Source organism: Rhodococcus sp. NCIMB 12038, from assembly GCF_002165735.1.
Classification (GTDB): Bacteria; Actinomycetota; Actinomycetes; order Mycobacteriales; family Mycobacteriaceae; genus Rhodococcus_F.
In genome coordinates, this window is record NZ_NHML01000015.1 from 207,992 (window position 1) to 231,506 (window position 23,515).

Here is a 23,515-nt window from a genome sequence, read left to right on the forward strand (position 1 = left end):
AACTTGTCGCGCACATCGTCCAGGCCCCGCGCAGAGTGGCTAGACGGCCCGCCGACCTGCGCAATACGTTCTCTTCCACGCCGCCACGGCCACGAAAGTTGTTTTCGAAGAGGAGAATTGACATGACCGCCACGCTGTCCTGGATCGACGAGATCACGATGACGGAACTCGAGCGCAACCCGTACCCGGTGTACGAACGGCTGCGCGCCGAGGCGCCGCTGGCGTACGTCCCGGTTCTCGGGTCGTTCGTCGCGACCACCGCCGACCTGTGCCGCTCCATCGCCAACAGCCCCGACTTCGAGGGGATCATCACGAAGGCGGGCGGGCGCACGTTCGGCCACCCGGCGGTGATCGGAGTCAACGGTGAGATCCACCGCGACCTGCGGTCGATGGTCGACCCGGCGCTGCAACCGTCGGAGGTGGATCGGTGGGTCGACGGGCTCGTCCGGCCCATCGCGCGGCGCTACGTGGAGCAGTTCGAGAACGACGGCACCGCCGATCTGGTGTCGCAGTACTGCGAGCCGGTCAGCGTGCGCGCACTCGGTGATCTGCTGGGCCTGAACGACGTCAGCTCGGACACGTTGCGCGACTGGTTCCACCGGCTGTCGAACTCCTTCACCAACGCGGGCGTGGACGCGAACGGAGAATTCACGAACCCGGAGGGCTTCGTGCAGGGTGACGAGGCGAAGGCCGAGATCCGGGCGGTCGTCGATCCGCTCATCGACAAGTGGACCGTCGACCCCGACGACAGCGCCATCTCGCACTGGTTGCACGACGGCATGCCCGAGGGGCAGGTCCGCGACCGCGAGTACATCTACCCCACCCTGTTCGTCTACCTGCTGGGCGCGATGCAGGAGCCCGGGCACGGCATGGCGTCGACGCTCGTGGGTCTGTTCACCCGCCCCGAGCAGTTGGAGGCCGTCGTCGACGAGCCCGCCCTGATTCCGCGGGCGATCTCCGAGGGAATGCGCTGGACCTCTCCGATCTGGTCGGCCACCGCCCGCATCAGCACCCGGGACGTCACGCTCGGGGACGTGTTCCTTCCCGAGGGATCCGTGGTGCTGCTGTCCTACGGTTCGGCCAACCACGACACCGCCGTCTACGACGCCCCCACCGACTACGACATGACGCGTCCCCCGCTCCCCCACCTGGCGTTCGGTTCCGGCAACCACGCGTGTGCGGGCATCTACTTCGCCAACCACGTGTGCCGCATCGGCCTGGAGGAGCTGTTCGAGGCGATCCCGAACCTCGAACGCGATGCCGGCGCGGACGTCGAGTTCTGGGGCTGGGGTTTCCGCGGTCCGACCGCACTGCGGACCACGTGGGAGGTGTAGCCGTGACCTTCACCGTCTCGGTCGGCACCGACAGCGTGGACTGCCGCCCCGACCAGCCGATCCTGGACGCCTTCCTCCGGGGCAGCGTGTGGATGCCGAATTCGTGCAATCAGGGCACGTGCGGAACGTGCAAGCTGCGGGTGGTGTCGGGGGCCGTCGACCACGGACCGTCGCCGGAGAACACCCTGTCCCCGGCCGAGCGCGAGCAGGGGTTCGCGCTGGCCTGCCAGGCGACCCCGTGCAGCGACACGGTGGTCGAGCGCCTGGACGCGTCGCCCGCGGGCGACGTCCACGCACTGCGGGACCTCGTCGGCACCGTGAGCGCGATCGAGGACATCGCCCGCGACACGAGGCGCGTTCTCGTCACGCTCGACAGCCCGCTCGAGTTCTCCGCGGGGCAGTACGTCGAACTGCGGGTCCCCGGCACCGGTCACGGCCGCCCGTACTCGATGGCGAACACACCGGGCGAGTCGAAACAGCTCGAGTTCCACATCCGCAGGCAACCGGGTGGAGCGGCGACGGAAGGCTGGGTGTTCGGCTCGATGTCCGTCGGTGAGCGAGTAGACATGGTAGGCCCGCTCGGCGAGTTCCGTCTCGACCCGGAGGACGCCGGTCCGATGATCCTGCTCGGCGGCGGAACCGGTCTCGCCCCGCTGAAATCGATTGCTCGCCAGGCACTGACGAAAGAACCGGACCGGGCGATCCACCTGTATCACGGGGTGCGCGGGGAAGCCGACCTGTACGACGTGGACCTGCTGCGGGAATGGGAGCGGGCGCACCCGGGGTTCCGATACGTTCCGTGCCTGAGCGACGAGACGTGGTCCGGGCGGTCCGGGTACGTCACCGATGCATTCGTGGCGGACTTCGACACCTGCCGCGGTCACTCCGGGTACCTGTGCGGGCCGCCCGCGATGGTCGACGCCGGGATCAAGGCGTTCAAACGCAGGCGGATGGCGCCGCGGCGTATCTTCCGGGAGAAGTTCACCCCCGCCGGCTGATCCCGGTACAAGACGCACGCCGGGGCCGCCGAGACCCCGGCGTGCGCATGCCGAACACGTCCTAGTCAGTACTCGGTAAATGCCTAGTGTGATGCAGGGCACAGGCTGCAAGAGTGGAATCCATTGCCGGACCCGGGCGCCCCCGCAGGGCGCAAGCCCCCGGAGATCTTGGAGGATCCCATGACTGAAACCCTGTACTCAGCGCCGTCCGAGGACGTGCGCGCCAAGCTGGCCGACGCGCTCATCGAAGACTCGGAAACCGGCCGCTACCAGGTGCGACGAAGCGTCTTCACCGACGAGGACCTGTTCGAACTGGAGATGAAGCACATCTTCGAGGGCAACTGGATCTACCTGGCCCACGAAAGCCAGATCCCGAACGTCGGCGACTACTTCACCACGTACATGGGCCGCCAGCCGATCGTGATCTCCCGCAACAAGGAGGGCGAACTCAACGCCCTGGTGAACGCGTGCAGCCACCGCGGCGCCATGCTCTGCCGGCGCAAGACGGACAACCGGACCACGTTCACCTGCCCGTTCCACGGCTGGACGTTCAACAACTCCGGCAAGCTGCTCAAGGTCAAGGACCCCCGCGAGGCCGGCTACCCGGAGCAGTTCAACAAGGACGGCTCCCACGACCTCACCAAGGTCGCGCGGTTCGAGAACTACCGCGGCTTCCTGTTCGGCAGCCTCAACGCCGACGTCCCGCCGCTCGAGGAACACCTCGGTGACACCACGAAGATCATCGACATGATCGTCGACCAGTCGCCCGACGGACTCGAGGTGCTGCGCGGTGCGTCCACCTACACCTACGACGGCAACTGGAAGCTGCAGACCGAGAACGGCGCCGACGGCTACCACGTGTCCGCCACCCACTGGAACTACGCGGCGACCACGTCGCGGCGCGAATCCGGTGAGTCCACCAACGCCACGAAGGCGATGGACGCCGGCAAGTGGTCGAAGCAGCAGGGCGGCTACTACTCGTTCGACAACGGCCATCTGCTGCTGTGGACCAAGTGGGCCGACCCCGCCAACCGCCCCCTCAACGAGCGCCGCGACGAACTGGTCGCCGAGTACGGCGAGGACCGCGCCGACTGGATGATCGGCGTGTCCCGCAACCTGTGCCTGTACCCGAACGTGTACCTGATGGACCAGTTCGGTTCGCAGATCCGGCATTTCCGTCCGATCTCCGTCGACAAGACCGAGGTCACCATTTACTGCATCGCACCCAAGGGTGAGAGCCGGACGGCCCGCGCCGCCCGCATCCGGCAGTACGAGGACTTCTTCAACGCCACCGGTATGGCCACCCCGGACGATCTCGAGGAGTTCCGCTCCTGCCAGAAGACGTACCAGGCCGGGGCCGCACCGTTCAACGACCTCAGCCGCGGTGTCACCCACCAAATCCAGGGTCCCGACGAGGACGCCAAGAAGATCGGCATCAACCCGATCTCCAGTGGTGTGAAGACCGAGGACGAGGGCCTCTACCCGATCCAGCACGGCTACTGGGTGCAGGCGCTCACCAAGGCGCTCGACGCCGACGTTGCCGCGAACAACCGCTGAGGGAGACGATCACCATGACTGCAGTAGCCGAAAGCACCGTCACCCAGCACGACATCGAGCAGTTCCTCTACCGTGAGGCCCGCTACCTCGACGACCGCGAGTTCGAGAAGTGGATCGAGTGCTATCACCCCGACTCCGAGTTCTGGATGCCGGCCTGGGCCGACGACGGTGAACTGACCACCGATCCGATGACCGAGATCTCCCTGATCTACTACGCCAACCGTGGCGGCATCGAGGACCGGGTGTTCCGCATCAAGACCGACCGGTCGAGCGCGACGAGCCTTCCGGAACCGCGTACCGGGCACAACATCTCGAACGTCGAGGTCGTCGAGCGCCGGGGCGACGTCGTGGATGTCCGGTTCAACTGGTTCACGCTGTACTTCCGGTACAACACGGTCGACACGTACTTCGGGAACTCGTTCTACACGATCGACTTTTCCGGTGAGCAGCCTCTGATCATGAAGAAGAAGGTCGTGCTCAAGAACGACTACATCCACCACGTGGTCGACATCTATCACATCTGATTTCCTTTCCATTCTTCGCGAATCGAGCTGTTTTCCATGACTTTCCAAGTTGCACTGAGTTTCGAGGACGGGATCACCCGCTTCATCAAGTGTGACGGCGACGAGACGGTCGCCGACGCGTCCTACCGCGCACGCATCAACATTCCCCTCGACTGCCGGGACGGGGCGTGCGGCACCTGCAAGTCGCTCTGCGAGTCCGGCACGTACGACGGCGGCGACTACATCGAGGAAGCGCTCACCGACGACGAGGCGGAGCAGGGCTACTGCCTTCCCTGCCAGATGATGCCGGAAAGCGATCTGGTGCTGCAGATCCCGACGACGTCGGATGTCGCCAAGACGGCTGCGGGCACGTTCACGTCGACGGTCACGGAGATCCGGAAGTTCTCCGACACCACCATCGGGTTCACCATCGACCTAACGAACCGCGACGACCTCGTCTTCCTCCCCGGGCAGTACGTCAACATCACCGTTCCCGGGACCGAAGCGACGCGCTCGTACTCGTTCAGCACCGGACCCACGTCGAAGGAACTGTCGTTCCTGGTCAAGATCACCGACGGCGGTCTGATGTCGGAGTACCTCCGCGACCGCGCCCAGGTCGGCGACACACTCGAGTTCACCGGCCCGATGGGAAGCTTCTTCCTGCGTGAGCAGAAGCGCCGCGCGCTGCTGCTCGCCGGCGGCACCGGGCTGGCCCCGCTGCTGTCGATCCTCGACAAGATGCGCACCGACGCCGCCGACCACCCCGTGCACCTGATCTACGGGGTCTCGTCCGACGCGGACCTGGTGGAACTGGACAAGCTCGAGGACTACACGAAGTCGCTGCCGCAGTTCACGTTCGACTACTGCGTGTCCGACCCCGCGAGCAGCGCCCCCAACAAGGGGTACGTGACCGGCCTGTTCGAACCCGCGCACCTGAACGACGGCGACGTGGACGTGTACCTGTGCGGCCCGCCTCCGATGGTCGAGGCGGTGCGCGACCACCTGAAGGCGGAGGGCGTGACGCCGGCGAACTTCTACTTCGAGAAGTTCAACAACGCGGCCACGCCGAGCGGGTCCGAGGGAGCCGCAGCGCCGGCGGCCGACCCGGTCGCGGTCGCGGCCCCGGCGGCGCCCGAGTACGAGATCGGCGAGGAGCACCAGCCGCTGTCCGAGTCGGACGCACAGTTCGACGCCCGCATGGCCCTCGAACTGGGTGCAATGGAACTGACCATCGGCCGGATGACGCGGGAACAGCTGTCCGAGTACCGGATTCTCGCCGAGACCTCCTGCGAATCGATCGAGAACGACCACTTCACGGACGCGAGCGCGTTCACCGACACCAACGCCTCGTTCCACGAGTTCCTGTTCCGGTGCACCGCCAACGACGTGCTGCTGGAGGCGTACAACCGCCTGGAGGTCACTCAGTTGATGACCAAGGTGCTCCGCACCGCGGACTGGGTGGACGAGCACATCCAGCACGACCACCTCGACATCGTCGCCGCGTTCGAGAAGGGTGACCGCGCCGCCGCCCACGACCTGATCGTCAGCCACAGCGCGCACGCGAAGGCCACCATGTGCCGCGCCATCGAGAGGAGTGCCGTCGCATGAGCAGATTCGTCACGCCGCACCGTTTCGACGGCAAGGTCGTCGCGGTCACCGGTGCCGCGCAGGGCATCGGACTGACGGTCGCCACCCGACTCGCGGCCGAGGGCGCGTCGCTGATCCTCATCGACCGCGCCGACCTCGTCCACGACGTCGCGAAGGGATTGCGGGAGAATGGCACCGAGGCGCACAGCATCACCGCCGACCTGGAGCAGTTCGCGGACGCCGAGGCGGCAATCGGTGAAGCGCGGCAGCAGCACGGCCGGCTCGACGTGCTGATCAACAACGTCGGCGGCACCATCTGGGCCAAGCCGTACGAGCACTACACCGCCGAGCAGATCCAGGCGGAGGTGCAGCGTTCCCTGTTCCCGACTCTGTGGACGTGCCGCGCCGTCCTCCCCCACCTCATCGCGCAGCAGTCGGGCACCATCGTCAACGTGTCTTCGGTGGCCACCCGGGGTGTCAACCGCGCGCCCTACGCGGCATCGAAGGGCGGGGTCAACGCGCTCACCGCCTCCCTCGCACTCGAAGCGGCGCAGTACGGAATCCGCGTGGTGGCCACCGCTCCCGGCGGCACCGAGGCGCCCGCGCGCCGTGTTCCGCGCGGTCCCGGCGCGGACACCGATCAGGAAAAGGCCTGGTACCAGCAGATCGTCGACCAGACGGTCGATTCGTCGCTGATGAAGCGGTACGGCACGCTCGACGAGCAGGCCGCCGCGATCGTCTTCCTCGCCTCGGACGAGGCCTCCTACATCACCGGCACGGTCCTGCCCGTCGCCGGTGGCGACCTCGGCTAGCCCCACAGATCTCGACCGCCTCATCGGCGAGGCGCGTTGCACCGCCTCGCCGATGGGGCATTTCTCTACCCGAATTCAACTGTGACACAGCACACTTTGATGCAAGGCCCGATTCCCCGTCACACCCACCGAGCGGAGATCACCATGACTCAATCCACCCCCGGCACCTGGGCAAGTCCGAGACACCGCAGCGCCGTCACCTGGATCGTCGCCATCGCCACGATCGCGATCATCTTCGACGGCTACGACCTCGTCGTGTACGGAACCATCCTCCCGACGTTGATGAACGATCCCGGCCAACTCGGCGAGATCTCCGCCCAGCAGGCTGGCGCACTGGGCTCGTACGCACTGATCGGCGTCATGGTGGGCGCACTCACCGCAGGCGCGGTGGGCGACTACCTCGGCAGGCGCCGGATGATGCTGGTCAACATCGCATGGTTCTCCGTAGGCATGGGACTCGCCGCGCTGGCCACGAACGTCACCATGTTCGGCCTGCTGAGATTCTTCACCGGCATCGGCGTCGGCGGTCTCGTCGCCACCGCGGGCGCGATGGTGGCGGAGTTCGCCCCTCCCGGAAAGCGGAACCTGTACAACGCGATCGTCTACAGCGGCGTCCCCGCAGGCGGAGTGCTCGCCTCCCTCCTCGCGATCGTCCTGCGCGACACGATCGGGTGGCGCGGCCTCTTCTGGATCGGCGCACTGCCCATCGTGATCCTCCTTCCGCTGGCGCTCGCGAAACTGCCGGAGTCGCCGAAGTGGCTCGTCGCGCGGGGGCAGGAGGACAAGGCCCGTCGCGTCTCCGAACGGACGGGTATCCCGATGCCCGGCCCCGAGGAGATCGCCGCGGAGCGGGCGTCGGTGGAGAAGGTCGGCTTCGCGGCACTCGCGACGCGCCGTTACGCCTGGGGCACCGCGCTTCTCGGGCTGATGAGCTTCTCCGGCCTGCTGCTCACCTACGGGCTCAACACGTGGCTCCCGAAGATCATGGAGGACGCCGGCTTCAACGCGAAGGGGTCGCTGTCGTTCCTGCTCGTCCTCAACGGCGGCGCGATCCTCGGCGGCCTGATCGCCTCGAAGGTTGCCGACGGCATCGGACCGCAACGGGTCGTCGCCACCACGTTCGGTCTCGCCGCGCTGGCCCTGATCCTCCTGACGCTCGGCTTCTCGCTTCCGGTGCTCCTCGCGTCCGTCGCGGTCGCCGGAGTCGGCACCATCGGCACCCAGGTCCTGATCTACGGATTCGTCTCCAACTACTACTCGACGTCCGCGCGCGGCGCCGGGGTGGCCTGGTGCGCCGGATTCGGCCGGCTGGGCGGCATCTTCGGCCCGCTGATCGGCGGCGCCCTGATCAGCGCCGGCATCAGCAGCCAGGTGGCGTTCTACGTCTTCGCGGGCATCGCCGTCCTGGGCGGGATCGTGACGTTCTTCGTCCCGCGCCAGCGGGATGCGGTTGCGACCACCAGCGAGGAGTCCTACTCCACCGTCCAGGTGTCGTGACCGGTCAGCAACCGCTGCAGCGAACCGTCGTCGACGGGGTCCGTCTCCCGCGCGATCTCGTTCTGCAGGCGCACCATGTCGTCGTACGTGTCCCGCGCGACGCTGCGGAACACACCCGTCACGGTATGGGTGAGGTCCTGGTCGGACAGCCTCGACAGTGCGTAGGCGTAGTCGGGGTCGTCGGTGTGGGCGTCGTGCACCACGATCTCGTCCCGGTCGACGTCGGCGGTCGCGACGACCTTCAGGCCGAAACCGGATCGGACGACGCAGTATTCGCCTGAACCGCCGAACACGATCGGCTCGCCGTGGGTCAGCGGGATCAGGCGCTGCTCCGCACCGTCCTTGCGCAGGACGTCGAACGAGCCGTCGTTGAAGATCGGGCAGTCCTGGTAGATCTCCACGAAGGACGTGCCGCGGTGGGCCGCCGCCTGCCGCAGCACCTCCGTCAGCCCCTTGCGGTCCGAGTCCATCGCGCGGGCCGCGAACGTCGCCTCGGCGCCCAGCGCGAGGGACAGCGTGTTGAACGGGTGGTCGACCGACCCCAGCGGCGTCGACTTGGTGACCTTCCCGACCTCCGACGTCGGGGAGTACTGACCCTTCGTCAACCCGTAGATCCTGTTGTTGAACAGCAGGATCGTCAGGTTGACGTTCCGGCGCAGGGCGTGGATGAGATGGTTGCCGCCGATCGACAGCGCGTCGCCGTCGCCGGTCACCACCCACACCGACAGGTCGGGGCGCGTCACCGCCAGACCGGTCGCGATGGCGGGCGCGCGGCCGTGAATCGAGTGCAAACCGTACGTGTCCAGGTAGTACGGGAACCGGCTCGAGCATCCGATGCCGGAGACGAACATCAGGTTCTCGCGTCGAAGTCCCAACTCGGGCAGAAAACTTCGGATCGTCGCGAGAATGACGTAATCTCCGCACCCCGGACACCAGCGGACCTCCTGGTCCGAGGCGAAGTCCTTGGCCTTCTGCGGTTCGTCGGTCCGGGGCACGTGCGCCGTGGCGCTCAGTCCCAGATCCGTGCCCACCCGACTGATCATCCGAGTCACGCCGACTCCTCCTGCCGGGGTCCGGTCGATCGATAGGTCGCCGACGCGAGCGCGTCGGAGGTCTTCGCGAGTTCGTGCTCCCGCAACGTCCCGGCCAGTGCGGAGTCGATCACCTCGTGCAGTTCGTCGCCGAGGAAGGCGAGGCCCTTCACCTTGGTCACCGACTGCACGTCGACGAGGAACCGCGAGCGGAGGATCATCGCGAGTTGCCCGAGATTCATCTCCGGGGCGACGACGGTCCCGTAACTGCGAAGCACCGCACCGAGGTTCGCGGGCAGCGGGTTCAGGTTGCGCACGTGCACGTGGGCCACCTTCTTGCCCTCACGGCGAGCACGCCTGCACGCCTCGCCGATGGGCCCGTACGAACTTCCCCACCCGACGAGCAGCAGGTCGGCCTCCCCCGACGGGTCGTCGACGACGGCGTCGGGAACGGTGATTCCGTCGATCTTGGCCTGGCGCAGCCGGACCATCAGGTCGTGGTTGGCGGGATCGTAGGAGATGTCGCCGCTGCCGTCGGCCTTCTCCAGACCGCCGATGCGGTGTTCGAGCCCGGGAGTTCCCGGTATCGCCATCGCACGCGCGAGCGTCTCCCGGTCGCGGACGTACGGTGCGAACTCGTCGTCCGCCGGTGGCGCCGTCTCGACGCCGGGATCGATCCGGTCCAGTGCGGACACGTCCGGGACGGCCCACGGTTCGCTGCCGTTCGCGATCGCACCGTCCGACAGCAACAGCACCGGTGTGCGGTACGTGAACGCGATCCGGGCGGCCTCGACCGCCGCGCCGAAACAGTCCGCGGGTGAGCACGGGGCGATCACGGCCACCGGCGATTCGCCGTTGCGCCCGTACATCGCCTGCAACAGGTCCGACTGCTCGGTCTTCGTCGGAAGACCGGTGGACGGGCCGCCGCGCTGGACGTCGATGACGAGCAACGGAACCTCCGTCATCACCGCCAGGCCGATCGCTTCGCTCTTGAGCGCCAGCCCGGGCCCGGACGTACTCGTCACCCCGAGCGCACCCCCGATCGACGCACCCAGCGCCGCGCCGATCCCGGCGATCTCGTCCTCCGCCTGGAACGTGGTGACACCGAGATTCCGGTGTTTGCTCAGCTCGTGCAGGATGTCCGACGCCGGGGTGATCGGGTAGGTGCCGAGGAAGACGTCCCGCGACGCCAGCTGCCCCGCGGTGACCACCCCGTAGGCCAGGGCCGTGTTCCCGGTGACCTGGCGGTACGTGGCCGGTGGGAGCGTCGCCGCCGACACCTCGTACGTCGTCGCGAAACTCTCCGTCGTCTCCCCGTAGTTCCACCCGGCCCTGAACGCGAGCAGGTTGCCCTCCGCGATCTGCGGCTTCTCCGCGAACTTGACCTGCAGGAACCGCTCGATGCCGTGAGTGGGGCGGTTGTACATCCAGGACAGCAGCCCGAGCGCGAACATGTTCTTCGCCCGCTCGCCGTCCTTCCGGCTCAGTCCGGCGGGTTCCACCGCACCCGACGTCAGCGTCGACATCGCCACCGGATGCACCACGTAGTCCTCGAGGGAATCGCCGTCGAGCGGGCTCGTGGCGTACCCGACCTTCGCGAGATTCCGCTTGGTGAACTCGTCCGTGTTCACGATGATCATGCCGCCGCGCGGCAGATCGGCCACGTTCGCCTTCAACGCCGCCGGGTTCATCGCGACCAGGACGTCCGGGCGGTCGCCAGCCGTGAGAATGTCGTAGTCCGCGATCTGGATCTGGAACGACGACACACCGGGGAGGGTGCCCTGCGGCGCCCGGATCTCGGCGGGGAAGTTGGGCTGGGTGGCGAGGTCGTTGCCGAACGCCGCCGCCTCCGACGTGAACCGGTCGCCGGTCAACTGCATACCGTCGCCCGAGTCGCCGGCAAAGCGGATCGCCACCCGCTCCAGCTTCGTGGAGTTGGCCCCCGTCATGAATGCACCCTCGTCATGAATTGCACCGAATCCTTCGACTCGTGTTCGCTCTGACCAGCAGCTTCTAACCTCACCGTACAAGCGTTCCCAATTTTCGCCAGGAAGACGCCGAAATAGCGCGTCGCGATACGGTGAGTGACGTGAGTGACCCAGGGAATATCGAGTTCGTCGGACGTTCCCGCGAGCTCGCCGAACTCGAGGCGGCCCTGCACGAGACGGCCCTACACGGGCCCGTCGTCGTGGTCGTCGAAGGCGTGCCGGGCATCGGCAAGACCACTCTGGTGGAACATTTCCTCGCCGCGCATCCCGCCGTGCCCGCGTTCTCCGCGGTGTGTGCCCCGTGGGCGTCGAGCCGTCCCTTCGGAGTCGCCGAACAGCTGCTGGGTACGGCCGTCACGTCGCAGGACCCGCTCGACGTCGCCCGTGAATTCGTCACGTCGGTGGGTCCGCGCGCCGGTGACGCGCCGTTCGTCGTCGTGGTCGACGACGCGCACTGGGCAGACCTCGCGTCGCTTCAGTCGCTGACCTCCGCCGTGCACCTGCTCGACCGTCCGGCCACGATCGTCCTCGTCACGAACCCGGATCCGCCCGACGGTGTTCCCGCGGACGTCCTCGACGTTCTCGACCGGCACAGCCGCCACCGGGTTCGTGTCCGCCCACTCGACGCGTCCGACGCTCGCGCCCTCGCGAGCAGCCTCGCGCACGTCGACCTTCCCGCCCCGCTCGCGTACCAGCTGGTCCAGCACACGGCCGGGAACCCGCGGCACCTCACGCAACTCCTCCAGGAAGTCGATCCGGTCGCCTGGGGACGCTGGCAGGCGGTCCTCCCGGTGCCGCACACGTTCGCCGCAAAGGTACGGTCGCTGCTGTCGGAGGCCTCACCGCAGGCCCGGGCGCTCGCCGAAGCGGCCGCAGTCCTGTCCGGGAGTCCGAGATTCGCCGACGCCGCCGCACTCGCCGGCATCGAACACCCGGTGGACGCGCTCGACGAACTTCACCGGGCAGGCCTCCTCACCGCCGGTGAGCACCGCGGTGTGATCGTGCTGACCTTCCCGTCGCCACTCACCCGCGCCGCCGTCTACCACAGCCTCAGACCGACCCGATTGCGCGACCTGCACGATCACGCCGCACGGATCGTCGAGGACGAGGGCAGGCGACTGGACCACCGCGCCGCGGCCTCCCCGTTCGCCGACCCGGCACTCGCAAACGAACTAGACCGCTACTCCGCGAGCAGGGCGACCGTCGGGGCGTGGTCGGCGGTCGCGGACGCACTGATCAAGTCGAGCCGCCTCACCGCGGATCGGCGGGAACGCGAGCAGCGGTTGATTCGCGCCGTCGACGCCCTCGTCGGTACCGGAAATCTGTCCCAGGCAGTGGCTTTCGCCCCGGAGATCGAGAGTTTCCCGGAAAGCCCGTTGCGGGACGCCGTGCTCGGCTACCTCGCGATCCAGCGCGGCCGTCGCGCGGAAGCCGAGGCGCTGCTCACCCAGTCCTGGGCCGCCTGCGACCCGGAGACCGATCCCGCCACCGCGGCCTTGATCTGCCAGCGGCGCGTCCTCGACTCGCTGGCCCGCTGGCACGGACCGGACCTCGTCGAGTGGGGTTCCCGGGCAGTCGCTCTCGTCGATTCGGCTGATCCGTCGGCCGTCGAATCCGCGGCGATCATGGGCCTCGGACTCGCCGCCACCGGCCGGATCGCGGAGGCGAGGGCACACTACGACACCCTGTCCGCGAAGATCGCCCTCGGCGCCCAGTCCCAGCGCTTCGACATGGCCCGGGGCTGGCTCGACCTGGCGCTGGACGATCCCGAAGCGGCGCGCCAGGAACTCGAGAGTGCCGTCCCCACGGCCTTCCGGATGGGCTCCACCCGCATCTCGCTGTGGGCGCAGGCCTGGTTGGCGCGAACACAATTCGCCCTCGGCGATTGGAACGGCGCCATCGCCACCGTCGACCGTGCCGCGCACCAACTCGAGGACGCCACGCTCGATCTTCTCCGGCCCCTCGTCCATTGGACCGGCGCGCAGACCCACGCGCTGCGCGGGAACTGGCCCGCGGCACAGGAGCATCTCCGCCTCGCCGTCGCGAGTTCGCACGACTACCCGATGATGTTCATCCCGTCCTCACTGGCGCGTGCCCAGTGCGCCGAAGTGGAGGCCGACTACGCGGCCGTCATCAGGGCGCTGGAGCCTCTCACCCGCCTGGAACCCCGGGAGGGGGTCGACGAACCCGGCTTCTGGCAGTGGCCAGACGTCTACGCGAACGCGCTCGTGATGACCGGGCACGTCGACGACGCGGACGCGTTCCTCACCCCGCACGAGGAACGGGCCGCGGAACGCGGGCACCGGTCCGCGATGGCGCGTCTCGGCTACGCCCGCGGTCGCATCGCCGGCGCGCGCGGCGACATCGACGCCGCCAGGGACGTGTTCGAGAATGCGCTGACCCAACTCGACACGTTGCCCCTCCCCTACGACCGCGCCCGGGTGAACTTCGCGTACGGCCAGACCCTGCGCCGGGCAGGCAAACGACGCGAAGCCGACGCCGTCATGCAGGCCGCGCGGGAAGGGTATTCCGCGCTCGGTGCCACCTCCTACGTGCAGCGGTGCGACCGCGAACTGAAGGCAGGCGGCCTCAACGTCAAACGCAGCCGGTTCACGCTCGAGGAACTGACTCCGCAGGAACGGGCGGTGACCGAACTCGTCGCGGGCGGAGCCAGCAACAAGGAGGCGGCGGGCGAGCTGTTCCTGTCCGTCAAGACGGTGCAGTACCACCTGACCCGCGTCTACGCGAAGCTCGGCATCCGCTCGCGCAGCGAACTCGCGGCGCAGTTCCGCGATCAGGAGTGACGTTCCGGGTGGCGGGAACCCACCCCGAGGGTGCCTGTTCCGGGCGCCCTCGTCCGGCCAGGCTGAATCTCGACCGATGCAGCCGACCCACCGGAGTACCGAGATGGATGACACGATCGACGCAGTACGAGCCGACCGCGAACTGAAGACCAAGCACCGCGCCATGTGGGCGCTCGGCGACTACCCCGCCGTGGCGACGGACGTCATCGCGGACCTCGGCCCCGCCCTGGTCCGGGCGAGCCGGGTCAGGCCCGGTGACCGTGTCCTCGACGTCGCGGCCGGTTCCGGCAACGCCACCATCCCCGCGGCGCTGTCCGGTGCGAGCGTCGTCGCCGGCGACCTCACCCCGGAACTGTTCGACGCCGGCCGCCGCCGGGCCGCCGAACTCGGCGCCGAGGTCGAGTGGCGCGAGGCCGACGCCGAGGCGATGCCGTTCGCCGACAACGAATTCGACACCGTGATGTCGTGCGTCGGTGTCATGTTCGCCCCGCACCATCAGGACAGCGCCGACGAACTCGTCCGCGTCTGCAGGCCGGGCGGGACGATCGGACTGCTCAGCTGGACCCCCGAGGGGTTCATCGGTCAGATGTTCGCGACGATGAAACCGTACGCACCCCCGCCGCCTCCCGGCGCGCAGCCGCCGCCGATGTGGGGTCGCGAGGACCACGTGCGGGCGTTGTTCGGCCATCGGGTGACCGACGTCGTGGCAACCCGGCACACCGTCCGCATCGACCGGTTCCGGACCCCGGAAGACTTCCGCGACTACTTCAAGACCCGCTACGGCCCGACCATCGCGGTGTACCGGAACATCGCCGACGACCCCGCCCGGGTGGCTGAGCTGGACCACGAACTCGCCGACCTTGCAAGGCGTTTCGACTACGGCACCGGCAGCACCGTGATGAACTGGGAGTACCTCTTGCTCACCGCGCGGAAGTGGTAGCGAGCCCGACCACGATGTGGTCGCCCGGGCGGCGTCGACGTCAGGCGTGCTGGGTGAAGCCCACCTGGCCGGGACGGCGGTTCGGGGCGTAGCCGAGCTTGGCGAGGGTCTCGTCGGCATCGGCGTAGGTCTGACCGATCCGGTAGATGTCGCGGGCCTCCTTACCGGTGGCCACCTCCCGGCCGAGTTCCCCGGCNACCCGGACCAACTGCTCGANCTGCGCGACCGANGTCATCTTCTCGCCCTTGCGACCCCAGATCGTGTCCTCGTTGCCGCAGCGGGGGTGCAGGCCCATCGCGATCGCCATCGTGTTGACCGGCAACACACTGCGCATCAGGGTCTCGAGGGTCAGGCACGCACCGTCCGGNACCCGNTGNACGAAGTTCATGATGTTGTACGGGTTCGGGCCGTCGAAGCCGCCGCCGATCCCGACCCAGGTCAGGTTCAGCGGACCGGTGTACACCCCGCGCCGGATNAGCCGNTCGACGGTCTCGAGCTGCGGGATGCTCGACAGCTGGAAGTGCGGCTGGATCCCCGCNGCCTGCAGCCGGCGCAGGTGCTCCTCGACCCACGCCGGNCCGGCCGGGACCGTCATCTCCCGGTACGCCTCNGCCAGCTCGGGGCGCTGCATCGACGTGCCGGCGATGTCGTCGGCGGTCATCANCTCCATGATGTTCATCTGCGAGGTGTTGATCGCGATCGTCACCTGGTCCGGTGCCGGATCGAGGTCGGCGAGCATGTGCCGGGTGTCGTCGGAGAGCCACTTCGCGTCCGACCCCTCACCCTCGGGGGCGAANGAGATGGAACCGCCGACCTGCAGGATCATGTCCGGCACCGCCTGGCGCAGTCCGGCGAGCAGTTCGTTGAACTTCGANAGCCGCTTGGAGCCCTTGCCGTCGAGTTCGCGGACGTGGATGTGCAGCACGGTGGCGCCGGCCTCGTAGCAGTCCACCGCCTTCTGGACGTGCTCGTCCATCGTCAGCGGCAGGTCCTCGCGGAAGTCGTCCGGCTCCCACTCNGGACCGTACGGGGCGCACGTGATGACCAGCTTCTCCTGGGTTTCGGGGAAGAGGGCGTCGTCGTGGAAATGCATGGGTGTTCTCCGTTCGAAAGGTTGCGGACGGCGGGACTGTGACTCAGCTGACACAACGGTAGCCACGGGATGCGGTGCATACTTACCCTGACGGGACATATTTGTTTCCTGTTCGGGACACCCAGCCGAGCGGGACGCATGCGACGGAAGGTGACGCGGATGGCCAAGCCCCTCGCCCGGTATGCCGCGCTGACCGGCTTCGTCGACCTGGGCCGCACCCTCTCGCTCGACCCGGTGCAGCTGCTGACGAGCGTCGGACTCGACCCGGCCGGGCTGGACCTGCAGGACCGCTGGGTACCCGCAGCGTCGGTCGCCCGTCTCCTCGAGTTGTCCGCGGCGACGTCGGGCCGCCAGGACTTCGCGCTGAAGCTGGCCGAGCGGCGGCGCCTGTCCACCCTCGGCCCACTGAGCGTCGGCATCCGGGACGAGCCCGACGCGCGAAGCGCACTGCGAATGCTGATTCGCTTCCAGCACACGTACAACGAGGCACTGCACATCCGGCTGTCCGAGCGCGACGGCCTGGCCACCATACGAATCCGCTTCGATCCCGGCGAACCCGTGCCGGTCCGGCAGTCCGTCGAACTGGCGGTCGCGGTGACCCACCAGCTGTTGCGGCAGCTGCTGGGCGAGCGGTGGCATCCGGTGTCCGTCAGCTTCGAACACGGACGACCGGCCGACGACTCGACGCACCGGCAGGTCTTCGGCGCGCCACTCCACTTCGACGGCGAGTACTCCGGAATCCTGGTCTACACAGGCGATCTGGACGAGCCGAACAGACTGTCCGACCCGTTGCTGCGGTCCTATGCGCAGCAGATCCTCGACACGCTCGGCACGCCGGAGGAACCGACCCTCACCAATCGCGTGCGCGAACTCGTCGAACTGCTGCTGCCGAGCGGGCGTTGCTCGATCGAGCAGGTCGCCCGCAGCCTCGGCGTCGACCGCCGGACGGTGCACCGACACCTCGCGAAATCGGGAGAGACCTTCACCTCCGTCCTCGACTCCACCCGCGCCGAACTCGCGAAACGCATGGTCACCGGCCGGCGTTACTCGTTGACGGAAATCTCCGAGATGCTCGCCTTCTCGACGCCGAGCAGTTTCTCCCGGTGGTTCCATCAGCAGTTCGGCATGAGTCCTCGCGAGTGGCGCAAACAGACCACGGGATAGGTGACGGCGACTGATGTCCCGAAATGCAAAGAATTCCGTCCCGTAGGGGCAACTAATCGGCTCATGAGACACGTAGCGTGATGCAGGCCACTATCGGGTCGGGCCATAGCCCGCATCACACCCGATTCGCTCTCCGTGAAACGAGCCGCCATGACCGCTGAGCCGATACCCACCCCGACACTCGACCGAATGAAGAGTGCGGGAAGCTGGAATCCGCTGTGGGACAAATTGTCCCAGTGGGATCCGGAGTGGACCGAGCAGTTCATGGCCATGAACGCCACTCCCGTGCAGCGTGGGGTGTTCACGCCCGAGTTCGTCGAACTGCTCAGCATTGCCATCGATGCCGCCGCCACCCACCTGTACGCGCCGGGAGTGCGCAGGCACATCCGGGCCGCACTCGAACTCGGTGTGTCCAAGGAGGAGATCCTCACCGTCCTCGAGATGGTCAGCGTCCTCGGAATCCACGCCTGCAATCTCGGCGTGCCGATCCTCGCGGAGGAACTCGACGCGTACGAGTCCCGGCACCCGGCACACTGAACGCCGCTCCCCCACTCTCTCCCTCTCCATCCGCACCCTCAGGAGCATCCATGGGACCGCATCCCACCACGTCCGAACTCGAGATCGCAGTCGCCGGCCCGTCGAGTTCCGTGCCGACCGCCGACCGCCGCACCCGACGCTCCTCGTTCTACCCCTGGCTCGTTTTCGCCCTCGCGTTCGCGTTGCTGCTGTCCGACTACATGTCCCGCCAGGTTCTCAGTGCGGTCTTCCCGTTCCTGAAGGCCGACTGGGCACTGACGGATTCCCAGCTCGCATCCCTCACCAGCATCGTCGCGCTGATGGTCGGGCTGCTCACCCTCCCGCTGTCCCTGCTGGCCGACCGCTGGGGGCGCGTGAAGTCCCTGGTGCTGATGGCCTCGCTGTGGAGTGTCGCGACCCTGCTGTGCGCGATCGCCTCCAGCTACGAGCAGATGCTCGCCGCGCGCTTCCTGGTCGGTGTCGGCGAGGCCGCGTACGGAAGTGTCGGAATCGCCGTGGTTCTCAGCGTCTTCGCGCCACGCGTCCACTCCACGCTCAGCGGCGCGTTCATGGCCGGCGGTTCCTTCGGCTCCGTCGTCGGAGTCTCGCTCGGCGCCGTCATCGCCGTGCACCTGAGCTGGCGCTGGTCGTTCGCCGCGATGGCGGTCCTCGGACTCATCCTGGTCCTCGCATTCCGCACGATCGTCACCGAACGCCGCCTGGCCGAGCACGCCGCCACCGACGACACCGCCGAAGCCGCCCGCCCCGACGAACCCGCGATCCGCGTCCCCGTGTCGACACTGTTCACCAACCCGACCGTGTGGTGCGCATACCTCGGCGGCGGACTGCAGATGTTCAACGCGGCCGTGCTGCTCGCCTGGGCCCCCAGCTTCTTCAACCGCTACTACGGCATGGCCCCGGACAAGGCGGGCGCGGTTGCGTCGGCGTTCGTGTTGCTGATCGCCATCAGCATGATCGTCTGCGGCATGATCACCGACCGGGTCGGCCGAAACAACGCCGCCGCGAAGTGGACGAGCGCGATCCTCTACTGCACGATCTCGCTGACCTCGCTCGGAATCGCATTTCAGCTGGAAACCGGTGCGTCCCAGCTGATTCTGCTGGGCATCGGCGCCTTCTTCGCCGCCGGCTCGTCCGGCCCCACCGCCGCCATGGTGGCGGGTCTGACCCACCAGTCGGTGCGGGCCTCGGCCCTCGGCAGCCTGACCGTGACCAACAACGTCCTCGGCCTGGCCACCGGCCCCTTCGTCATCGGCATCCTCGCCGACCGCCTCGGCCTGCTCGGCGCCCTGCAGCTGGCACCGCTGGTGTACGTGCTGGCGATCGTCGCCCTGTTCCTCGGCAAGCGGATGTACCCGGCCGGGCTCGCGAAGCTCGCGGCGCAGAGTGCCGCCGCCGCGGCCAAGGTCTAGGTTTCTGATTCGGCAAGTCCCGGTGGCAGCCGCCACCGGGACTTGCCGAAATGTCATACACCTCGACGATTGCACTTGCCGGTTACATCACGATGCGCTGGAGGGCCTTCGCCGCATCGACGATCGCGGGGTGATCGAGCGCGAGCGGTTCGACCCGCACCAGCTGCGGGCGCAGCCAGCCCGCCAGCACCGACCACTGCTGGCGGTGATACGACCACCATGCCACCGCCTGCCACGCCCGGTCCCCCGTGTGGGGTTCGGTTTCCGACCAGATCCGATGCCCCCACCGCTGGGTGACCGTCAGATTCCGGGTCACGACCTGCGTCGGACGCAGTCCCAAGCGCACCAACTCCGCCGGATCATCCAGGTCGAGGATTCGCAGGTCATCAGGCAACTCGAACACCCCCAGCGCGCGCCGCGAACCCGGCAAAAGCGGGAACTCGAGCATCGAATCCTCCCAGCGGGCGAGGTTGCCGAAACTCTCCCCACAGGCCGCCTCAGCCAGCCGCGAAACGTACCAGACGTAATAATCCGGGTGATCGATCCGGCCGCCGCGCTGCGGTCGATGCTCGTACAGTGGGTGGCCCGGTTGCCCCGGCGCCGCGGTGGACAGGTATGGGAAGACGCGATAGACCAGCACTCAGGCGGCCCCGCCCCAGGCCTCCGCGTCCAACGCTTCGAGCACCGGTGCGGGCCCCGACAGCTGCAGCACCTCGAGCGGCCGCGCCCCGTCGAGGTACGTGTTCGCGCTTTCGAGCCAGGTCCGGGCCGCCGTCTCACCCCACACCAAACGAGCACGTGCCAGCACATGCTCGAGGTCGATCAACAGAGGCGCCGCTCCCGGCCCCGGTCTCTCCTGGCCCTTGATCCACCGAGAGGGCTGGGACCGGTTCACCCCCACGATCGCCGCGAGTTGCGCGCCACCGAACTCACCGGTCAGGTACCGCACCCGCTCCGCGGACAACGGATCATCCGCCGCCCGGGGTGCGCTGCCCGCGTGGCCAATGGTCCGCGCCGTACGCTCCGCGGCCTTCTTCGTCGCAGCCGCCTTCGCTGACGTCTCACGTGTCCTCGCGCTTGCCATGTACCTATGCTACCCAACATTTTCGTTGGGTAGGTGCCGCGCACTGTGCCGGGTTCCTCGATGCCGGCCGAGGGACTGATGCGCGGATCCCTTTTCGGTCTTCCATGGCGAACTGCGCTCGGCAGACCACCCGAGCCTGCGCGTCTGGCGTGACCATCCGCGGCGGGGCGAAACGGGCGCTGAGGAACTCCACCAGCTCACTCGGCTCCAGCGTCACTGAGGACCCGGTCCGACGCCGGGTTGCGTCGGGCTATCCTCGTCGCCGTGAGATCACCCAACCGCGGCGCGCTGGAGGCCATGGTCGCGGAGGCCACGGTCGACTGCTACAACGACAGCGAGTGCGTCACCGGCTTCTACACCATGCTCGACGAGCACCTCGACGTGCCGTTCCACACCCGTGTGCTCGGTGCCCAGGTCACCGTGTCCGGCATCGACCTGACCGACGACCACATCGTTGCGATCTGTACCCGCGGCCGGTCGCGACAGCGTATCCGAATCCTCGACCTGCCCTTGCCGGCACCACCACCCGACGGTGCCGAGTGGATCGAGGCATACCGCCACTGGCTGAGATAGGTGAGGACACGAGCGTGAACACAGGCGACACCGCACTCCCGAGCACGACCGGGGAGCACCGGATACGAGTGACCGAGCAGGAGGCGATGTCGAATCTGCACACGGTGTTGCAGCTGTGCGCGGCCGGTGAACTGCGGTGCAGCGACAAGACCCACCGCCCCTCCGCGGCGACGGTCGCCGCCGTGGGCTCACAGCTCGCGCACGGCGACTTCTACCCCGACGACCCGATCGCGTCGTTCGCGTGGCCGCTGATCATCCAGGCCGGTGGGCTCGCCACAATCGAGGGCGGGCGCCTGCGGCTGACCCCGAAGGGCCGTACCGCCCTGAGTCGGCCGGCGGCCGAGGTCATCTCCCAACTGTGGCGGCGCTGGCTCACCCGCGCTGTGATCGACGAGTTCAGCAGGATCGAGCAGATCAAGGGTCAGCGTGCACACAATGTCCTCACCTCGGCCAGGACCCGCCGACAGACCGTCGCTGCGGCATTGGCCGGCTGCCCACCCGACGAGTGGATCGGCATGGATTCGATGTTCACGACAATGCGACGGAAAGGCTTGAGCCCTAACGTCGCCCGCAGCGAGCGCGCGCTGTGGAAGCTCTATCTCGTCGACCCGCATTACGGCAGTCTCGGCTACGACGGTTACCACCGGTGGGAGATCCTCGAGGGCCGCTACACGATGGCCGTGCTGTTCGAGTACGCCGGCACACTTGGGCTGCTCGACCTCGACTACCGCCACCCCAGCGGCGCACGGTCGGACTTCCACGACATTTGGGGCGGTGACAACCTGGACGCGCTGAGCAGATATGACGGACTGCAGGCGATCCGGCTCACCACCCTGGGCTGCTACACCCTGGGCCTGACCGACACCTATCAACCGCCCGCCGACAACCCGCCAGCCCGGGTTCTGAAAGTCCTGCCCAACCTCGACATCGTCGTCACCGGAACCCTGTCCCCCGCCGATCAGCTGCTGCTGTCCGCATACGCGGAGCACACCGCGGACCGGGTCTGGACCGTCTCCGCCGCGAGCCTGCTGTCCGCGATCGATGGTGGTCGCCACCTCGAGGACCTCACCACCTTCCTCGCCCGGCGCACCGACCATGAGCTGCCCGGCACACTGAGGACCGTCGTCGACGACGTCACCCGCCGAGCCAGCCAGCTCACCGACCACGGCCACGCCCGGGTGATCGAATGCACCGATTCCGCACTCGCCGCGCTCATCACCCGTGACCGCGCACTCCGCACACTGTGCCGTCCTATCGGCGACCGCCACCTCGCGGTCCCCCTCGAACACGAACCGAAGTTCCGCAGGGCCCTACACAAACTCGGCTACGCGCTGCCCGGGCCGAACACCCCCTGACCGAAGACGTCAACCTCCCGGTGGCAGCCGCCGCCGGGACTTGCCGAATCAGCTTCGTGAACGCCTCACAAATGCCACGCTTGAGATCATGGACAGCATCAACTCGATGAGTGATCGGTAATGGCCCGGCCGGTACGCGTCGTCGTGCTCGGCGCCGGTTCGTGGGGAACGACGGTGGCCGGTCTCGCCGCCCACAACACGCCGACCCTGCTGTGGGCGCGGAATTCGAATACTGCGGACGAGATCAACACCGAGCATCGCAATTCCCGTTATCTCGGCGAGCGGGCACTCCCCGACTCCATGCGCTCGACGGCCGACCTGGTGGAAGCGGCGCAGGCAGCCGACGTTCTCGTGGTCGGGGTACCGTCGCACGCGGTCCGCAGCACGCTTACTCAGATCGCCAACGAGGTGCGGGCGTGGGTGCCGGTGCTGTCGCTGGCGAAGGGGCTCGAGCCGGGAACACGGTTGCGGCCCACCGAGGTGATTGCCGAATGCTTGCCGGGGCATCCGGTCGGGCTCCTCGCGGGCCCCAACATTGCGCGGGAGATCGTCGACGGGCTTGCCGCGGCGTCGGTCGTCGCCACCCAGGACGTCCGGGTCGCCACCGCGTTGCAGCCGTTGTTCGCGTCGGCGGTGTTCCGCGTGTACCGGAACACAGATGTGCTGGGCTGCGAACTCGGCGGCGTGCTGAAGAACATCGTGGCCATCGCCTCGGGGATGGCCGACGGACTGGACGTCGGGGACAACACCCGCGCGATGGTCCTCGCACGCGGGCTGGCCGAGATGACCCGGCTGGGCGAGGCGATGGGCGCGAACCCGCGGACGTTCGCCGGGCTCACCGGGGTCGGAGACCTGATCGCCACGTGTATGGCCCCGAGTTCCCGCAACCGGCGGGTGGGCGAATTCATTGCCCGCGGCATGACCGTCGAGGAGGCCGTCGCCAAGCTGGGGCAGGTGGCCGAGGGCGTCAAGACCGCCCCCACCGTGATGGAGTTGGCCCGCGACTACAACGTCGACATGCCCATCGCCGCGGAGGTCGAGGCGGTCGTCGCAGGCCGGCAGACGCCGCAAGGCGCCTACCGTGGCCTGCAGAAAGTCGCTGCAGGCGGTGAGGACGATTTGGCGTGATCGCACAACTGCAACCGGAAGTAGCACTATCTAGACGTTTCTAAGCAATCTCCTAGAAAACTGGGGCAGACTCCTGAATGGAGGCACCCCAGCGAGCAGCGTCGTGCGGGGACGGATGCGT

Annotated in this window: 20 protein-coding genes; 15 read left to right on the top strand and 5 right to left on the bottom strand. The window is 67.7% G+C overall.

Translation table 11 applies throughout. The features are described from left to right. Nucleotides 1-122 precede the first annotated feature (122 nt). The 7 genes from CA951_RS23860 to CA951_RS23890 all read left to right on the top strand — a co-directional run bounded on the left by CA951_RS23860 (nt 123) and on the right by CA951_RS23890 (nt 8,288). Nucleotides 123-1,334, top strand: coding sequence for a cytochrome P450 (locus CA951_RS23860; RefSeq protein ID WP_087559170.1), 1,212 nt, complete (start codon nt 123-125; stop codon nt 1,332-1,334). A 2-nt stretch (nt 1,335-1,336) separates the two neighbouring features. Continuing rightward, the gene (locus tag CA951_RS23865) at nt 1,337-2,332 is read left to right on the top strand and encodes a 2Fe-2S iron-sulfur cluster-binding protein (RefSeq protein ID WP_087559171.1); all 996 of its coding nucleotides are present in this window, start codon (nt 1,337-1,339) and stop codon (nt 2,330-2,332) included. A 180-nt stretch (nt 2,333-2,512) separates the two neighbouring features. After that, nucleotides 2,513-3,889, top strand: a complete 1,377-nt coding sequence (benA, locus tag CA951_RS23870; protein ID WP_087559172.1) for a benzoate 1,2-dioxygenase large subunit — start codon at nt 2,513-2,515, stop codon at nt 3,887-3,889. Between the two features lie 14 nt (nt 3,890-3,903). Next, nucleotides 3,904-4,413, top strand: a complete 510-nt coding sequence (gene benB / locus CA951_RS23875; protein ID WP_087559173.1) for a benzoate 1,2-dioxygenase small subunit — start codon at nt 3,904-3,906, stop codon at nt 4,411-4,413. A 36-nt stretch (nt 4,414-4,449) separates the two neighbouring features. Then, nucleotides 4,450-6,000 (top strand): benzoate 1,2-dioxygenase electron transfer component BenC, encoded by a 1,551-nt coding sequence (benC, locus tag CA951_RS23880; RefSeq protein WP_087559174.1) that lies wholly within the window; start codon nt 4,450-4,452, stop codon nt 5,998-6,000. Further along, nucleotides 5,997-6,791, top strand: a complete 795-nt coding sequence (locus tag CA951_RS23885; RefSeq protein WP_087559175.1) for a 1,6-dihydroxycyclohexa-2,4-diene-1-carboxylate dehydrogenase — start codon at nt 5,997-5,999, stop codon at nt 6,789-6,791. The genes benC and CA951_RS23885 overlap by 4 nt, the downstream gene beginning before the upstream one ends. A gap of 144 nt (nt 6,792-6,935) precedes the next feature. Continuing rightward, nucleotides 6,936-8,288 carry an aromatic acid/H+ symport family MFS transporter gene (locus CA951_RS23890; protein ID WP_087559176.1) on the top strand — a complete coding sequence of 451 codons (1,353 nt, stop codon included), beginning with the start codon at nt 6,936-6,938 and terminating at the stop codon, nt 8,286-8,288. Here CA951_RS23890 and CA951_RS23895 read toward each other — a convergent pair. Next, nucleotides 8,264-9,331, bottom strand: coding sequence for a 2-oxoacid:ferredoxin oxidoreductase subunit beta (locus tag CA951_RS23895; RefSeq protein ID WP_087559177.1), 1,068 nt, complete (start codon nt 9,329-9,331; stop codon nt 8,264-8,266). The two genes, CA951_RS23890 and CA951_RS23895, sit on opposite strands and share 25 nt — an antisense overlap. A gap of 5 nt (nt 9,332-9,336) precedes the next feature. Continuing rightward, nucleotides 9,337-11,268, bottom strand: coding sequence for a 2-oxoacid:acceptor oxidoreductase subunit alpha (locus CA951_RS23900; RefSeq protein ID WP_087559178.1), 1,932 nt, complete (start codon nt 11,266-11,268; stop codon nt 9,337-9,339). Between the two features lie 140 nt (nt 11,269-11,408). Here CA951_RS23900 and CA951_RS23905 point away from each other — a divergent pair, with 140 nt between their 5' ends. Next, complete coding sequence (locus tag CA951_RS23905; protein WP_087559179.1) at nt 11,409-14,111, top strand: LuxR family transcriptional regulator; 2,703 nt, start codon at nt 11,409-11,411, stop codon at nt 14,109-14,111. Nucleotides 14,112-14,214: 103 nt separating this feature from the next. Then, the gene (locus tag CA951_RS23910) at nt 14,215-15,051 is read left to right on the top strand and encodes a class I SAM-dependent methyltransferase (protein WP_087559180.1); all 837 of its coding nucleotides are present in this window, start codon (nt 14,215-14,217) and stop codon (nt 15,049-15,051) included. 40 nt (nt 15,052-15,091) lie between these two features. Here CA951_RS23910 and CA951_RS23915 read toward each other — a convergent pair whose 3' ends face one another. After that, nucleotides 15,092-16,144 (bottom strand): 3-keto-5-aminohexanoate cleavage protein, encoded by a 1,053-nt coding sequence (locus tag CA951_RS23915; RefSeq protein ID WP_087559181.1) that lies wholly within the window; start codon nt 16,142-16,144, stop codon nt 15,092-15,094. Between the two features lie 159 nt (nt 16,145-16,303). On the opposite strand from CA951_RS23915, the gene CA951_RS23920 reads away from it, so the two are divergent. The 3 genes from CA951_RS23920 (at nt 16,304) to CA951_RS23930 (ending at nt 19,254) form a co-directional block, all read left to right on the top strand. Next, the gene (locus CA951_RS23920) at nt 16,304-17,308 is read left to right on the top strand and encodes an AraC family transcriptional regulator (RefSeq protein WP_087559182.1); all 1,005 of its coding nucleotides are present in this window, start codon (nt 16,304-16,306) and stop codon (nt 17,306-17,308) included. Nucleotides 17,309-17,458: 150 nt separating this feature from the next. Further along, nucleotides 17,459-17,845, top strand: a complete 387-nt coding sequence (locus CA951_RS23925; RefSeq protein WP_087559183.1) for a carboxymuconolactone decarboxylase family protein — start codon at nt 17,459-17,461, stop codon at nt 17,843-17,845. A gap of 50 nt (nt 17,846-17,895) precedes the next feature. Continuing rightward, complete coding sequence (locus tag CA951_RS23930) at nt 17,896-19,254, top strand: MFS transporter (RefSeq protein WP_087559184.1); 1,359 nt, start codon at nt 17,896-17,898, stop codon at nt 19,252-19,254. Nucleotides 19,255-19,336: 82 nt separating this feature from the next. On the opposite strand, the gene CA951_RS23935 is transcribed toward CA951_RS23930, so the two are convergent. After that, nucleotides 19,337-19,894 (bottom strand): RES domain-containing protein, encoded by a 558-nt coding sequence (locus CA951_RS23935; protein WP_087559185.1) that lies wholly within the window; start codon nt 19,892-19,894, stop codon nt 19,337-19,339. Further along, the gene (locus CA951_RS23940; RefSeq protein WP_236580859.1) at nt 19,895-20,338 is read right to left on the bottom strand and encodes an antitoxin Xre/MbcA/ParS toxin-binding domain-containing protein; all 444 of its coding nucleotides are present in this window, start codon (nt 20,336-20,338) and stop codon (nt 19,895-19,897) included. A 264-nt stretch (nt 20,339-20,602) separates the two neighbouring features. Here CA951_RS23940 and CA951_RS23945 point away from each other — a divergent pair, with 264 nt between their 5' ends. The 3 genes from CA951_RS23945 to CA951_RS23955 all read left to right on the top strand — a co-directional run bounded on the left by CA951_RS23945 (nt 20,603) and on the right by CA951_RS23955 (nt 23,394). Continuing rightward, on the top strand, nt 20,603-20,911 hold the full coding sequence (locus CA951_RS23945) for a calcium-binding protein (RefSeq protein WP_087559186.1): 309 nt from the start codon (nt 20,603-20,605) through the stop codon (nt 20,909-20,911). A gap of 14 nt (nt 20,912-20,925) precedes the next feature. Further along, nucleotides 20,926-22,266: a helicase-associated domain-containing protein gene (locus tag CA951_RS23950; RefSeq protein ID WP_087559187.1), complete on the top strand. Its 1,341-nt coding sequence runs from the start codon at nt 20,926-20,928 to the stop codon at nt 22,264-22,266. Between the two features lie 120 nt (nt 22,267-22,386). Next, complete coding sequence (locus CA951_RS23955; RefSeq protein ID WP_087559188.1) at nt 22,387-23,394, top strand: NAD(P)H-dependent glycerol-3-phosphate dehydrogenase; 1,008 nt, start codon at nt 22,387-22,389, stop codon at nt 23,392-23,394. Nucleotides 23,395-23,515: the final 121 nt, after the last annotated feature.

Excerpts from the sequence above, each read along its gene's own strand:
- CA951_RS23860 (WP_087559170.1), top strand. The coding sequence starts at position 123 with ATGACCGCCACGCTGTCCTGGATCGACGAGATCACGATGACGGAACTC.
- benA (WP_087559172.1), top strand. The coding sequence starts at position 2,513 with ATGACTGAAACCCTGTACTCAGCGCCGTCCGAGGACGTGCGCGCCAAG.
- benB (WP_087559173.1), top strand. The coding sequence starts at position 3,904 with ATGACTGCAGTAGCCGAAAGCACCGTCACCCAGCACGACATCGAGCAG.
- benC (WP_087559174.1), top strand. The coding sequence starts at position 4,450 with ATGACTTTCCAAGTTGCACTGAGTTTCGAGGACGGGATCACCCGCTTC.
- CA951_RS23885 (WP_087559175.1), top strand. The coding sequence starts at position 5,997 with ATGAGCAGATTCGTCACGCCGCACCGTTTCGACGGCAAGGTCGTCGCG.
- CA951_RS23890 (WP_087559176.1), top strand. The coding sequence starts at position 6,936 with ATGACTCAATCCACCCCCGGCACCTGGGCAAGTCCGAGACACCGCAGC.
- CA951_RS23895 (WP_087559177.1), bottom strand. The coding sequence starts at position 9,331 with ATGATCAGTCGGGTGGGCACGGATCTGGGACTGAGCGCCACGGCGCAC.
- CA951_RS23900 (WP_087559178.1), bottom strand. The coding sequence starts at position 11,268 with ATGACGGGGGCCAACTCCACGAAGCTGGAGCGGGTGGCGATCCGCTTT.
- CA951_RS23910 (WP_087559180.1), top strand. The coding sequence starts at position 14,215 with ATGGATGACACGATCGACGCAGTACGAGCCGACCGCGAACTGAAGACC.
- CA951_RS23920 (WP_087559182.1), top strand. The coding sequence starts at position 16,304 with ATGGCCAAGCCCCTCGCCCGGTATGCCGCGCTGACCGGCTTCGTCGAC.
- CA951_RS23925 (WP_087559183.1), top strand. The coding sequence starts at position 17,459 with ATGACCGCTGAGCCGATACCCACCCCGACACTCGACCGAATGAAGAGT.
- CA951_RS23930 (WP_087559184.1), top strand. The coding sequence starts at position 17,896 with ATGGGACCGCATCCCACCACGTCCGAACTCGAGATCGCAGTCGCCGGC.
- CA951_RS23940 (WP_236580859.1), bottom strand. The coding sequence starts at position 20,338 with ATGGCAAGCGCGAGGACACGTGAGACGTCAGCGAAGGCGGCTGCGACG.
- CA951_RS23955 (WP_087559188.1), top strand. The coding sequence starts at position 22,387 with ATGGCCCGGCCGGTACGCGTCGTCGTGCTCGGCGCCGGTTCGTGGGGA.